Source organism: Bacillus sp. BML-BC051 (assembly GCF_019656175.1).
Classification (GTDB): Bacteria; Bacillota; Bacilli; order Bacillales; family Bacillaceae_G; genus Bacillus_A; species Bacillus_A mobilis.
Genome location: NZ_BPLI01000078.1, coordinates 115,111 through 128,433, shown reverse-complemented (window position 1 = coordinate 128,433; position 13,323 = coordinate 115,111). Strand labels below are relative to the sequence as shown.

Sequence of the window (13,323 nt, the reverse complement as noted above, 5' to 3'; positions counted from 1 at the left end):
AGGATTATCTTTATGAGGAGGGGAGTAAAGAATATATGATATGGATTATCTTATTAAGTACTCTCATATGTATTGGTATTATATTTCTTCTTGTAATGTATACAGAAGCGATGCGTAATACTGTGTTAGAACATACTTTAATATTTGAAGAATTTCCGAAAGGTTTTCAAAAAGTAAAGGTGTTTTTTATTTCTGATATTCATAGAAGGGTCATTTCAAGTTCGTTAATTGAACAAGTAAAAGGAAAAGTAGACCTTGTAATTATTGGCGGTGATTTAGCGGAAAGAGGCGTCCCTTTATCGAAAATCTCTGCGAATATACAAAAATTAAGAGAGATAGCTCCTGTATATTTTGTATGGGGAAATAACGATTATGAGATTGAGTATCATGAATTAGATGCTTTGTTATTAGAGAATAATGTGAAAGTTTTAGATAATACAAGAGTTGTATTTGAGTCTGAACTAGGAGAACAAATTTGTTTACTTGGTGTAGATGATGTTGGTTTGAAACGTGATCGTTTAGATTTGGCGTTGGCTGATTGCAAAGAAGATGGTTTTCGCATATTAATTAGCCATAACCCTGATATAATAAATAAAATGTCTGGAAAAGAACAAATTTCACTTGTTTTAAGTGGACATACACATGGAGGACAGATTCGATTATTCCCATCTAAAAAATATTTAAAAGGTGGCGTATATAAGCATTCAAATATGACTCTTTTTGTTAGTAATGGGTATGGAACAACGTTGATTCCACTTCGCTTCCGAGCACCTGCTCAAACACATATTATTACGTTATGCGGAGGGAAATGATGCCAACTCTAAATGGGAAATATAACATCAAAGCTGTTTCAAATATAATTGGAATTCAGCCGAGTACGCTTCGTGCATGGGAGAGACGATATCAAATTATTGCCCCAAAGCGGAATCATGCGGGACATCGATTATATACAGAAGAGCATATTCAAATTTTGAAATGGTTAATGGACAAGGTTTCTTCCGGCATGATGATTGGACAAGCAGTTCAATTATTAGAAGGGAATCGTTTGCAGCATAGTGTTCAAAAAGAAATATATTCCGATAGAGAAGTTGTTTTAGTGGACGACTTACTACAAGCTTTGTTAAAATTTGATGAAATTACAACTTCTGCATTGTTAAACGAGGCTTTTAGTATTTATGCAACAGAAAAAGTTATAGCAAGTATTGTTCTTCAATTGTCAAATAAATTGTTAACGTTAAAAAATAATAATGAAGTTACATTGGTGCAATTCCAATATGTCGTATCATTTTTACAAACTCGTCTAGGAATGGTGTATCATAATGCATCATCATTTTCTTCTATACACAAAGTTGTCGTGTTAGAAAATAATATGTTGAAAGGGTTTGTTTTCTCAACGTATTTACGCTTAAAGGGATATGAGGTGATATATATTAGGTCAAGCTTAGCGGAAGATGGTATTTTGTTAGCTGTTGAGCAAATAAAACCTACATATGTAGTGGTCTCTTTTAATGACGGACGAGAACTTAAGAACGTGATGGACGACATGAATTTGTTGCAAGAAAAAAGTGAGAACCTTTCGGTTGGGTTTATAGGAGAAATAGGTGCTCGAGATCAGTTGAACATTCAAACACGCCTAATTGGTGATACGAAAGAAGAATGGGATGATTGGTTAAAAATGTTAGAATAGTTGTTCGAAAAGAACCATCTATTTTCTATTTCATATAATAAAAATTATATTCATTGGTTACGTAGGGAGGGTATGAGATGAGGCTGGAACGATTAAATTACAATAAGATAAAAATTTTCTTAACATTTGATGATTTATCTGAACGAGGATTAACGAAAGAAGATTTGTGGAGAAATGCACCGAAAGTACAGCAATTATTTCGTGATATGATGCAAGAAGCAAATAAGGAACTAGGGTTTGAAGCGGATGGTCCGATTGCAGTTGAAGTATTTTCTCTACAAGCGCAAGGAATGGTCGTAATTGTAACGAAAGAACATCAAGATACGGATACAGATGATGAGTTCCGTGACGAGTTTATTGAAATGCAAGTGACTCTAGATGAAAGCGAGCATATACTTTATGAGTTTGCTACACTAGATGACGTAATTAACCTGTCGAATCGTTTATATAACCTTGATGTAACTGGCGGAAAACTATATACGTGGGATGGTCGTTTCTATCTTTGGATGGAAGAAGAGGAGCAAGTTCAATTACTGAAGGCAGATTTTATAGCTATTTTAGCGGAATATGGTAATCCGTCTACAGCAACTATTTATCGTCTAATGGAGTATGGTAAAGAATTAATGGCTACTCAAGCAATTGAACAAATACACAATTACTTTGTGAAAAAACAAAACCTTAGCTAATATAACAAAGCTAAGGTTTTGTTTTTTATTTGGAAAAATCTAAAATGTTGGTCTGAAAATGTCAAAACGATCAATGGTATAGTGATAATCATAAATACTGGGGCATTCTTTACTTAAAGGTATCTTCTTAAGGTGTTGTATATAAGTAAAATAAAAAATATTTAAATATTTAAGTATTTTACTTTTCTAAAAGCGATAAAAGGACTATAATGATAGTGAAAACGCTTGCAACAGAAAATAGTTTGTATATATTTGTTAGCGTTTTCTATTGCATTCCAAATTTAACGGTGTATACTAGGCAATGAAGGTTTACTAAACAAGTGAAATTACAGGGGGTTTACTTACTATGGTAGCCGAAAAGGGAACTCAAACAAAAACACAACAACAAAGGGAACAACATTTTGAACTATTGAATTCGACACAAATTGTTATTAGTGAAGCATTAGAAAAATTGGGTTATCCAAACGAAGTATATGAATTATTAAAAGAACCAATTCGTATGATGACAGTGAAAATACCAGTTCGTATGGATGACGGGACTGTTAAAATATTTACAGGATATCGTGCACAACATAATGATGCTGTTGGTCCAACGAAAGGTGGAATTCGCTTCCATCCGAATGTAACAGAAAATGAAGTGAAAGCACTTTCAATCTGGATGAGTTTAAAATGTGGTATTGTTGATTTACCATACGGCGGAGGTAAAGGTGGAATTATTTGTGACCCACGTGAAATGTCATTCCGTGAGTTAGAAAGATTAAGCCGCGGTTATGTACGAGCAATTAGCCAAATCGTAGGACCGACAAAAGATATTCCAGCTCCAGATGTATTCACAAACTCTCAGATTATGGCATGGATGATGGATGAGTATAGCCGTATCGATGAATTTAATTCGCCAGGATTTATTACAGGTAAGCCACTTGTATTAGGTGGATCACACGGACGTGAAACAGCAACGGCGAAAGGTGTAACAATTTGTATTCGCGAAGCTGCAAAAAAACGCGACATTGATATTAAAGGTGCACGCGTTGTTGTTCAAGGATTCGGTAATGCGGGAAGCTTCTTAGCTAAATTTATGCATGATGCAGGCGCGAAAGTTATTGCAATCTCGGATGCTTACGGTGCATTGCATGATCCAAACGGATTAGATATTGATTATTTATTAGACCGTCGTGATAGCTTCGGTACAGTAACAAAACTATTTAATAATACAATTTCAAACAAAGAATTGTTAGAACTTGATTGTGACATTTTAGTTCCAGCTGCAATTGAGAACCAGATTACAGAAGAAAATGCTAACAATATTAAAGCGAAAATCGTTGTTGAAGCTGCAAATGGTCCAACAACATTAGAAGCAACTAAAATTTTAACAGATCGCGGCATTTTACTTGTTCCAGACGTATTAGCAAGTGCTGGTGGTGTAACGGTATCTTACTTTGAGTGGGTACAAAATAACCAAGGTTACTACTGGACTGAAGAAGAAGTAGAACAACGTTTAGAAAAGGTAATGGTAAGATCATTTGATTCTATTTATGAAACAGCACAAGTTCGTAAAGTGAACATGCGCTTAGCGGCGTATATGGTTGGTGTTCGTAAAATGGCTGAAGCAAGTCGCTTCAGAGGTTGGGTATAATATAATAATGTGAGAAAACGTGATTCCTTTCGAGGGAATCACGTTTTTTTTGTTGAAGTATAAGAATGAGGTGGTGTATATGGAAAATGAAATGATGGAACGAGTAGAACAATTAGAAGAAAAAGTTAAGAGGTTAGAGGGAGAACTCGCAAGAACGATGAAAGCCCCAAAAACAAGTATTGTTCGGGTGTTCGGGGAAGGACTACTGTTTTTAATATTTGGTGTGGTTGTAGTAGGGCCTATTATTGCCTTTGTAATCTCAATACTTACTTGGTTTGTTGAAAAATAAAATAAAAAATAAAAGAACGCTTGTTCCATACGAACAAACGTGCTATACTTTCCTTAGATAAACAAAACGGAAATGATTTTAAGGAGAGATAAATGATGAAAATGACAGTAGACCAAAGATTTATGATGCCAGCAGATGTTGTAGAACGAGTGGAAGTATTAAGAAACAAACAAAGTAAGCGTGGCACATTATTACAATCAGTAAATAAATTTTTCGGTTTAGATACGAAAGAAGATTGTATTTGGTTTTACGGTTTTTATGGAGTTGCTGTAAGTGTTTTATTATTTATGGTATTCACATCAAATATTTTCGATTTTCTCTTCGCGTAAGAAATATGCGATAAGGACATTGCTACCGAATACATATATAAAGAAGTAAGGTAATCTTCTGAAGTGGGAGTTGGTAGTAATGGCGATGTTTCCTATAGAGCGTAACTATATTGGGTATGGAAGTTCACGACCGGGAATTCCTCTTTCTAAAGTAAGATTTATTGTAAGTCATGATACGGGGAACCCTGGTAGCAATGCGATAGGGAATCGGGATTACTTTAATGAAATACAACCGAAAGCTTCGGCACATACATTTATAGATGATAAAACAATATTGGAAATTGTTCCTATAAATGAAGTTGCCTATCATGTTCGATATGGTGTGCCGACAGATAATGACTTATATGGTTACGATGCTAATAAGGCTGCCATTGGAGTGGAACTTTGTTATGGCGGTGATGTTAACTTTTGGGAAGCATATACTCGTTTTACGTGGTATCATGCTTATTTATGTCAAAACTTTGGCTTGAATCCGAAAAAAGATATCGTATCACATAAAACACTTGACCCAGCTAGAAAGATTGATCCTGAAAATGTATTAGGGAAACAAGGTATTAAATTTCAGCAGTTTTTAGCAGATGTCTATCGGATGTACGTTTCGTTTAGATGACAAATATATGAAAAATGAATACAATAAAGATAGGTGCCTACTGCTGTAAGTAGGTTTTTTCTTGTTTTTATAAATAGCGTATTGGTAGAAGACTAGGAGTGAGCTGAGTATGCAGAAAGAAACAGCTATCATAATTGGAGGCGGTCCGTGCGGATTAGCAACGGCAATTTCGTTGCAAAAGGTAGGGATAAATCCGTTAGTAATTGAAAAAGGAAACATTGTAAATGCAATTTATAATTATCCAACTCATCAAACATTTTTCTCTTCTAGTGAAAAATTAGAAATTGGTGATGTAGCTTTTATTACAGAAAATCGTAAGCCAGTTCGAAATCAAGCGCTTGCGTATTACCGTGAAGTAGTAAAGCGTAAATCTGTACGTGTAAATGCTTTTGAACGAGTGGAGAAAGTTCAAAAGGATGGAGAAGTGTTTCAGGTTGAGACGACAAAGCGTGATGGAAGTACAACAATGTATATAGCGAAATATATTGTTGTAGCAACTGGATATTATGACAATCCAAATTATATGAATGTTCCAGGTGAGGAATTGAAGAAAGTAGCTCACTATTTTAAAGAGGGACATCCTTATTTTGATCGAGATGTAGTGGTTATAGGTGGGAAAAACTCGAGTGTAGATGCCGCGTTAGAACTTGTTAAAGCCGGTGCGCGTGTAACAGTTTTATATCGTGGAAGTGAGTACTCTCCAAGCATTAAGCCGTGGATTTTGCCGGAGTTTGAGGCATTAGTACGAAGTGGCACAATTCAAATGCATTTCGGGGCTCACGTGAAGGGAATTACTGAACATACATTAACGTTTACAGTTGATGATGAGGCATATACAATCCAAAATGATTTTGTATTTGCGATGACTGGTTACCATCCTGATCATAGTTTCTTAACGAAGATGGGTGTTCGGATTGATGAGGAAACAGGACGCCCGATTTATACAGAGGATACAATGGAAACGAACGCTGAAAATATTTTCATTGCAGGTGTAATTGCTGCTGGAAATAATGCAAATGAAATATTTATTGAGAACGGTCGATTTCATGGGGATGCGATTGCGCAAACCATTGCAACGAGAGAAATGTAAAAAGAAGCTGTCGAAATAAACTTCGACAGCTTCTTTTTTAATCGTGCATAAACATATTTTGGATTGTTTCATGAGAAGTTGTATTCTCTAATGCAACTAATAATTTAATACGTGCTTTTTGAGCATTTAAACCGTATGTGAATACAATACCCATATCTTTTAATTGTTTGCCGCCACCTTCATATGAATATACATCTTGAACGATGCCGTTGAAACAACGAGAAACTAATACGACAGGAATTCCTTTGTTTATTAATCGTTCTAGACTAGGAAGTGTTCTTGGAGGTAAATTACCTTGTCCAAGTGCTTCAATAACAATCCCGTCTACTGAAAGATTTTCAATTGCTGCTAACAATGTATCGTCCATACCAGCGTATGCTTTTAGAACAACTACGTTTTTAGAAACTTTATTTACTGAATATGTTTCGTGATGTACTAAGGCGTGATGGAATACAACTCCGCGCTTTGTTACCATACCAATTGGTCCATACTGTGGACTCTGGAATGTGGCCACGTTACTTGTATGTGTTTTTGTTACATTTGTAGCGCAATGAATTTCGTCGTTTAATACGACTAGAACACCTTTTTCAGCTGCTTCACTACAGCTAGCGACTTTTACAGCCGATAAGAAGTTATATAGACCATCAGCGCCTAATTCATTACTAGAACGCATTGCGCCTGTTACAACGATTGGAATAGTTACTTGCACTGTTAAATCTAAGAAATAGGCTGTTTCTTCTAATGTATCCGTACCATGCGTAATGACTACGCCATGAATGTTGTCTTGTTTTACTCTTTCATCGATGATGACTTGTAATTGTAACATTTCGCTCGGTGTCATATGAGGAGATGGTAGATGGAACACGTCTTCAACGATTAAATCAACATCACCTTCTAAATCAGGAATAAATTTTAAAAGAGGATTTTTTTCACCTGGTTGTACGACCCCAGTTTCTTTATCTTCCTCCATTGCAATTGTTCCACCTGTGTGTAAAACTAGGATTCTTTTCAATGCTTATACCCCTTTCAAGTAAAAAAATACATTTAGAACATAACATGTTTTGAGTAAATTCGACAATGGAAATGTATAAAAGTATGCCTCGAAAATGACAATAAAATTAACTGCTATATGTACGATGTGTAAATATAGGATAGGAGGGAGCAATTACGTTGAAAAAGGTGGAGAAAATTATTATTCGTATATTAGTAATACAATTCATTTGTCTTTCTGTTGTGCAATTGTTATTTATACATAAGTCATCGGTGAAATATTTATCTAAAATTGTTTATTATGAAGGTGTCATGGTAAAAAACAAAGCAGAAACCTTACAGGTGAATAGGTAGTTTTCATTTTCTTCTATGAAGGATTATGCTACAATAATTGAGGATTTAATGACGTGAAGCAAATGAGAAGAAGCAGGAGAATACCTGCTTTTCATTTTGTTTTATAAGTGAAAAATGAGGTGTTACAATGGATAAACGAATTTCAATTGCTATAGATGGTCCAGCAGCTGCTGGAAAAAGTACGGTTGCGAAAGTAGTAGCGAAGAAACTTTCTTACGTTTATATTGATACAGGCGCAATGTATCGTGCGATTACATATGCAGCCCTTGAGCAAAAAGTGGACATTGAAAATGAAGAGCAGTTAATGGAAGTTGTAAAAAATGTGAATATTGAGTTTCAGCAAGGAGAAAATACACAACTTGTATTTTTAAATGGACAAGATGTTTCTGAAGTAATTCGTACACCTGATGTGACGAATCGAGTATCTATTGTGGCGAAACATCGCCTTGTTCGTGAAGAAATGGTACGTCGTCAACAAGAGTTAGCGGAAAAAGGCGGCGTTGTAATGGATGGCCGTGATATTGGTACACATGTGTTACCAGATGCTGAAGTGAAGATCTTTATGCTTGCTTCTGTTGAAGAAAGAGCAGAAAGAAGACATTTAGAAAATATGAATAAAGGTTTCGATTCTAATTTAGAGCAGTTAAAAGAAGAAATTGCTCAGCGTGATAAATTAGATTCAGAACGCGAAGTTTCTCCTCTAAAAAAAGCTGATGATGCATTGGAATTAGATACAACTTCTTTATCAATTGAAGAAGTTGTCCAAAAAATTATGAGTATTGTTTCAGGAGTGTTTGCGAAATAAAGAAAGGGGGTAGCCTCTTTCTTTTTTTGTTTGTATAGAAATGTAAAGGATACGTGAATTGTGAGCCTCTTTCCTTGACAAATAATCGGATTTGTAAGAAGTTAGTAAAAGAGGGATAAAACTTTCAGAATATATTCGCTATTATATTTCAAAACATACTTTCTTCAAGATGATTTTGCTGTATACTATTTATATAGGTTTAATATATTTTCTAGTGAAATGTATGAAAACTGAGTATGTGATGATAAATTCTTAAACATGCAAATGAAAACCTTTGTTTTCATTTCGTATATACATAAAAAATGCTTTGTCAATTCTGTAGGGAGGTATTTCCATGGTAGAGAAAATGAATGAAGAAGTTATGGATTCAAAAGAATTACAAGTTGGTGACGTTGTTACAGGTTCTGTAACGAAGGTTGAAGAGAAACAAGTGCTTGTAAATGTTGGATACAAAACAGATGGCGTAATTCCAATTAGTGAATTAGCTAACGTTCATATTGAAAAAGCGAGCGATGTAGTAGAATTAGATCAAACACTAGAATTAAAGGTTATTAAATTAGAAGAGGATGATCTTGTCTTATCTAAACGTGCTGTTGATGCAGAAAAAGCATGGGTAGAATTACAAGAGAAATTTACTTCTGGTCATGTATTTGATGTGACTGTAAAAGATATCGTGAATGGTGGATTAGTTGTGGACCTTGGTGTTCGTGGTTTTATCCCAGCTTCACTTGTAGAAGTACATTATGTAGAAGATTTTACTGACTATAAGGGCAAAACATTAGCCGTGAAAATTGTTGAATTAGACCGCGAAAAAAATCGTGTAATCCTTTCGCATAAAGCAGTAGTAGAATTAGAACTAGATTCTAAGAAAAAAGAAGCAATCTCTTCATTAAAAGAAGGCGATGTTGTTGAAGGAACAGTACAACGATTAACTGATTTTGGTGCTTTCGTAAATGTTGGTGGTGTGGACGGTTTAGTTCATATTTCACAAATTTCACACGAACGTGTAGAGCAACCTTCTGAAGTGTTAGAGCAAGGGCAAAAGGTAAAGGTAAAGGTGTTATCTGTTGATGCTGATACACAACGTATTTCTTTATCAATTAAAGCAGCTCAACCAGGACCTTGGGAAAATGTTGCTGGCGAACTAAAAGCTGGAGATATTCGTGAGGGAGTAGTAAAACGTCTTGTTACATTCGGTGCATTCGTTGAAGTTTTACCTGGCGTTGAAGGTCTTGTGCACGTATCTCAAATTGCAAATCGTCACGTGAAAAATCCAAGTGAAGTATTGGAAATGGGACAAGAAGTAAAAGTGAAAGTGCTTGAAGTCCATGTAGCAGAGAAACGTATTTCTTTAAGTATAAAAGAAGCGCTTGAGGAAAATAATGTAATTGAAGATTACAGTCAGTATGAACCAAATGCTGATTCTGCTACTTTCCAATTAAGTGATATTATTGGTGAACAACTGAAAAAATTAAAGAAATAAAGAGGGGTACAAGTGGTAAGGGCAAAACGTAAATTAGATCATATTGAATATGCTCTTTCTACTGGTCAGTCTCGTACGCATGGCTTTCATGATATTGATTTTGTGCATCAAGGTTTGCCAAATTCAAGTTATGACACAATAACATGTGAAACAAAAATCGGCGAACTTTCACTAAGTTCGCCGATTTTTATCAATGCGATGACTGGTGGTGGAGGAGAGAAAACGTTACATATTAATGAGCAATTAGCATATGTAGCGAAACATCATAATCTTGCTATGGCTGTAGGTTCGCAAATGGCGGCGTTAAAAGATGAAAGTGAGGCTGCTTCTTATAAGATTATCAGAAAAGTAAACCCAAAGGGTATTTTCTTTGCTAATTTAGGTAGTGAGGCAACTATCGAACAGGCAGAGCGTGCCGTTGATATGATTGAAGCGAATGCATTGCAAATTCATTTAAATGTCATACAAGAGTTAACGATGCCAGAAGGAGACCGTGACTTTACTGGTGTACTTCAGCGCATTGAGAAAATTGTTTTAAATAGTAAAGTTCCTGTCATTGTAAAAGAAGTTGGATTTGGGATGAGTAAGGAAACAATGCAACAGTTAGCGAGCGTAGGTGTAACGGCAATTGATATTGGCGGACAAGGTGGTACGAATTTTGCTGCTGTTGAAAATGAAAGAAGACAGCGAATGCTTTCTTATTTTAATAACTGGGGCATACAAACAGCAACCTCGATTATTGAAGCAACCTCTACAAATAATAACCTCTCTTTTATTGCATCTGGGGGCATACAAACAGCGCTTGACGTAGCGAAAGCAATCGCATTAGGGGCGAATACAACTGCGTTTGCTGGTTACTTTTTACGTATTTTAATGCAAGATGGTATTGAGAAGTTAGTGGATGAAATTGATCTTTTACATACAGATTTGAAATTTATTATGACAGCTCTTGGTGCGAAGACGATAGAAGAGTTACAGGCTGTACCTCTTGTTGTAAAGGGCGAAACATATCATTGGTTAACGCAGCGTGGTATTGATACGACGCATTATAGTAGAAGATAAAAAATCAACCAAACGGTTGATTTTTTTGTTTTCTGTTCTTTTTAGTAATGTAAAGTGAGGAATGAATTAATATTCTATCAAAATAAAAAATAAAATTATTATTATGTATATAAACAGTAGCTTGGGAAAAATACGACTGAAATAGAGGATGAAAAATGTAGAGATTGTACTGATGAATGATTGGTAAGGGTTTAATTTTGCCGAAGAAAATAGGTGGAGGTAAAAAAATCCTAGAAAAATTTATATATGAAATGTTATTTCGATATAAATAAAAATGTAAAAGACGGTTTCGTACAATATCGAAACCGTCTTTTTGTATTCATTAGTGCTGATTCTGCTTGCGAGCTTGCTCTGGTGTATCCAGTCCAGTTGCACCTGGATATTGTAGTGATTGGTCACGGTCAGACTCAACGCGGCGTGATTCTCTTAGTTTTCGTTCTTGACGATCTTTACCCATAATGAATAGCACCTCCTTATTAAAAGTGTTGCTGTTATATGAAAAAACTATGCGCGAAGAAAGTGGATTAACTTTCATAAAAAGTTCCCATAATGGAAAACATAGGAGGTGAAATGATGGAAGGGAGTACTTTTTATTTTATAGCTTGGATAGGGTGGATTGTCGTGACTTTTTTTATGAAAAAGGATTCTATTCGGTGGAAGCTAAGCGCTTGTATATTGATTTTTATTATTTGCTCTCCGTTGCATGTAACGATTGCTGCATTCACTGTATCAGTAAATGCACTTTTGCTTTGTATGGTTGCTTTTATAGGAATCACGCTCTATTCTATTTGGAAAAAATTATATACCTTACTTTCGGCACTTATTATTGCAATGTTATATACAAGTTTTCATTTGTTAGAAGTATATGATCCAATTTGGATTGTGGTGGACAGGTTGTTTTTGTTAAGTAGTGCTCTTGTGTATGCATCGGTTTTATTACACGAAGATCGCATATTACGATTATGTTCTCTTTATGTAGGGATGTTACAGGGAGAATTGTTTGTGACACTTATTTTTCGAAAACTACACTTTCCTTATGATTACGGTAGTTTAGCGTTTTTTGATATCGTCGCCGTTTCTACATTGTTCATGGCAATTTTGTTTTGGATTGCAAAAGCATCAGTATATATGGAACAGTTCAAAGGGAAAACACGTAAAAGAAAGGCGAGGGTAATACATGACTGAATATACACCGGCCATTTTATGCGGCGTAATAGCGGGGACAGTAACGAGAGTGCTAATGCTCAGGACAGATACGCGGCAATATCCGACGAGGCTCCACGGGAAAATTATTCACATTGCGATGGGGTTAATTGCAGCGGCTCTAGGTGCGATTGCGATTCCGTCAATTTTGAAAAAAGATTTTTCTGCTATTACGTTTCTTACGTTGGCAGCAACACAGTTTCGTGATGTGCGTAATATGGAAAGAAATACACTTCAACAATTAGATGGATATGAGCTCGTACCGCGTGGAAATACATACATTGAAGGAATTGCATTAGTTTTTGAAAGTCGCAACTATTTGGCGATGTTAACGTCGTTTGCAACGACGTTTGCGTATATAGGGTTCCGTTCATGGATTGCTGGAGTAATTATGGCTATCATCGCATTTTTTATCGCGAAAAAATTAATGTCGGGCAGAAGGTTACATGATCTTGTTGATATCGAGCATGTTCCACTTCGTTTTGAAGGAGCGGGGCTGTATATTGATAATATTTACATTATGAATATTGGATTGCCGGCAAGGCAAGAGGAAATTATGAAATATGGAATGGGCTTTATTTTAAGGCCGAAATCAATTGATGCGATGGTGACCATCTCAAACTTAGGACAACGACAGGCTATTTTACATGATGTTTCTGTCGCTTTAGGGATTTATAGAGATTCTGGTACGCCGGCGCTTGTGCCGTTAGCAAAGCGTGATTTAGAAGATGGTAGGGTTGGGATTTTTGTCTTGCCACAAGATCAAGATGCGGAGAAAGCGATAGGTGTCATAGGGAATGTGCCGACATTAGAAAGTGCTGTTCATATGTCATCGGAAGCCCCGAAAGGAAGGGGAGATAAGGGATGATGTTAGAAAGTGTAATTCTCGCGGTTATTACAACAACGCCGGAGAAATTTGCTGGTGGTGCCCCTTTGTTTACTTGTGAATCGACAGAGGAATTAGAATTTGTTGCAAATAATTTAGAGGCAATTTTAGATGGCATTGCGCATCGCTTACAAGAGAATGTATATATTATTGTGAAACATTAGCAACGTGTGGTATAATGTGAGGTGTTTTGATACGCTGAGAAATATTCTGGAA

General features: G+C 35.8%; 17 protein-coding genes. 15 read left to right on the top strand and 2 right to left on the bottom strand.

Going from position 1 to position 13,323, the window contains the following annotated elements; genetic code table 11:
* The first annotated feature begins 35 nt into the window (after positions 1-35).
* The 8 genes from K5S59_RS26610 to K5S59_RS26575 all read left to right on the top strand — a co-directional run bounded on the left by K5S59_RS26610 (position 36) and on the right by K5S59_RS26575 (position 6,324).
* Positions 36-812 (top strand): metallophosphoesterase, encoded by a 777-nt coding sequence (locus tag K5S59_RS26610; protein ID WP_000637809.1) that lies wholly within the window; start codon positions 36-38, stop codon positions 810-812.
* Complete coding sequence (locus tag K5S59_RS26605) at positions 812-1,687, top strand: MerR family transcriptional regulator (RefSeq protein WP_120449749.1); 876 nt, start codon at positions 812-814, stop codon at positions 1,685-1,687. The genes K5S59_RS26610 and K5S59_RS26605 overlap by 1 nt, the downstream gene beginning before the upstream one ends.
* Positions 1,688-1,764: 77 nt before the next feature.
* A complete protein-coding gene (locus K5S59_RS26600; protein ID WP_001235389.1) occupies positions 1,765-2,373 on the top strand; it encodes a genetic competence negative regulator in 609 nt (202 codons plus the stop codon).
* Positions 2,374-2,719: 346 nt separating this feature from the next.
* Entirely contained in the window at positions 2,720-4,006 is a 1,287-nt protein-coding gene (gene gudB / locus K5S59_RS26595) for an NAD-specific glutamate dehydrogenase (RefSeq protein ID WP_000225171.1), read from the top strand.
* Positions 4,007-4,085: 79 nt separating this feature from the next.
* Positions 4,086-4,295 (top strand): hypothetical protein, encoded by a 210-nt coding sequence (locus K5S59_RS26590; protein WP_000426770.1) that lies wholly within the window; start codon positions 4,086-4,088, stop codon positions 4,293-4,295.
* 92 nt (positions 4,296-4,387) lie between these two features.
* Entirely contained in the window at positions 4,388-4,624 is a 237-nt protein-coding gene (locus K5S59_RS26585; protein ID WP_002071091.1) for a DUF3961 domain-containing protein, read from the top strand.
* A gap of 79 nt (positions 4,625-4,703) precedes the next feature.
* Complete coding sequence (locus K5S59_RS26580; RefSeq protein WP_001240648.1) at positions 4,704-5,234, top strand: peptidoglycan recognition protein family protein; 531 nt, start codon at positions 4,704-4,706, stop codon at positions 5,232-5,234.
* Between the two features lie 109 nt (positions 5,235-5,343).
* On the top strand, positions 5,344-6,324 hold the full coding sequence (locus tag K5S59_RS26575; RefSeq protein ID WP_001168505.1) for a YpdA family putative bacillithiol disulfide reductase: 981 nt from the start codon (positions 5,344-5,346) through the stop codon (positions 6,322-6,324).
* Between the two features lie 37 nt (positions 6,325-6,361).
* On the opposite strand, the gene ansA is transcribed toward K5S59_RS26575, so the two are convergent.
* Positions 6,362-7,336 carry an asparaginase gene (gene ansA / locus K5S59_RS26570; RefSeq protein WP_000822023.1) on the bottom strand — a complete coding sequence of 325 codons (975 nt, stop codon included), beginning with the start codon at positions 7,334-7,336 and terminating at the stop codon, positions 6,362-6,364.
* 158 nt (positions 7,337-7,494) lie between these two features.
* On the opposite strand from ansA, the gene K5S59_RS26565 reads away from it, so the two are divergent.
* The 4 genes from K5S59_RS26565 to K5S59_RS26550 all read left to right on the top strand — a co-directional run bounded on the left by K5S59_RS26565 (position 7,495) and on the right by K5S59_RS26550 (position 11,018).
* Positions 7,495-7,668 (top strand): YpfB family protein, encoded by a 174-nt coding sequence (locus K5S59_RS26565; RefSeq protein WP_000754953.1) that lies wholly within the window; start codon positions 7,495-7,497, stop codon positions 7,666-7,668.
* Positions 7,669-7,795: 127 nt separating this feature from the next.
* Positions 7,796-8,473, top strand: coding sequence for a (d)CMP kinase (gene cmk / locus K5S59_RS26560; RefSeq protein WP_000361261.1), 678 nt, complete (start codon positions 7,796-7,798; stop codon positions 8,471-8,473).
* Positions 8,474-8,807: 334 nt separating this feature from the next.
* A complete protein-coding gene (gene rpsA, locus K5S59_RS26555; protein ID WP_000229568.1) occupies positions 8,808-9,956 on the top strand; it encodes a 30S ribosomal protein S1 in 1,149 nt (382 codons plus the stop codon).
* A 12-nt stretch (positions 9,957-9,968) separates the two neighbouring features.
* Positions 9,969-11,018 carry a type 2 isopentenyl-diphosphate Delta-isomerase gene (locus K5S59_RS26550; RefSeq protein ID WP_000251025.1) on the top strand — a complete coding sequence of 350 codons (1,050 nt, stop codon included), beginning with the start codon at positions 9,969-9,971 and terminating at the stop codon, positions 11,016-11,018.
* 322 nt (positions 11,019-11,340) lie between these two features.
* Here K5S59_RS26550 and K5S59_RS26545 read toward each other — a convergent pair whose 3' ends face one another.
* Positions 11,341-11,475, bottom strand: a complete 135-nt coding sequence (locus K5S59_RS26545; RefSeq protein ID WP_000513900.1) for a YpzI family protein — start codon at positions 11,473-11,475, stop codon at positions 11,341-11,343.
* A gap of 116 nt (positions 11,476-11,591) precedes the next feature.
* Here K5S59_RS26545 and K5S59_RS26540 point away from each other — a divergent pair, with 116 nt between their 5' ends.
* Genes K5S59_RS26540 through K5S59_RS26530 form a run of 3 tightly spaced genes read left to right on the top strand, consistent with a single transcriptional unit; the run spans position 11,592 to position 13,271 of the window.
* Complete coding sequence (locus K5S59_RS26540) at positions 11,592-12,203, top strand: YphA family membrane protein (protein ID WP_000399213.1); 612 nt, start codon at positions 11,592-11,594, stop codon at positions 12,201-12,203.
* Complete coding sequence (locus tag K5S59_RS26535) at positions 12,196-13,089, top strand: YIEGIA family protein (RefSeq protein WP_000141597.1); 894 nt, start codon at positions 12,196-12,198, stop codon at positions 13,087-13,089. Before K5S59_RS26540 ends, K5S59_RS26535 begins: the two co-directional genes overlap by 8 nt.
* The gene (locus K5S59_RS26530) at positions 13,086-13,271 is read left to right on the top strand and encodes a capping complex subunit for YIEGIA (RefSeq protein WP_000979054.1); all 186 of its coding nucleotides are present in this window, start codon (positions 13,086-13,088) and stop codon (positions 13,269-13,271) included. The genes K5S59_RS26535 and K5S59_RS26530 overlap by 4 nt, the downstream gene beginning before the upstream one ends.
* The last annotated feature ends 52 nt before the right edge of the window (positions 13,272-13,323 follow it).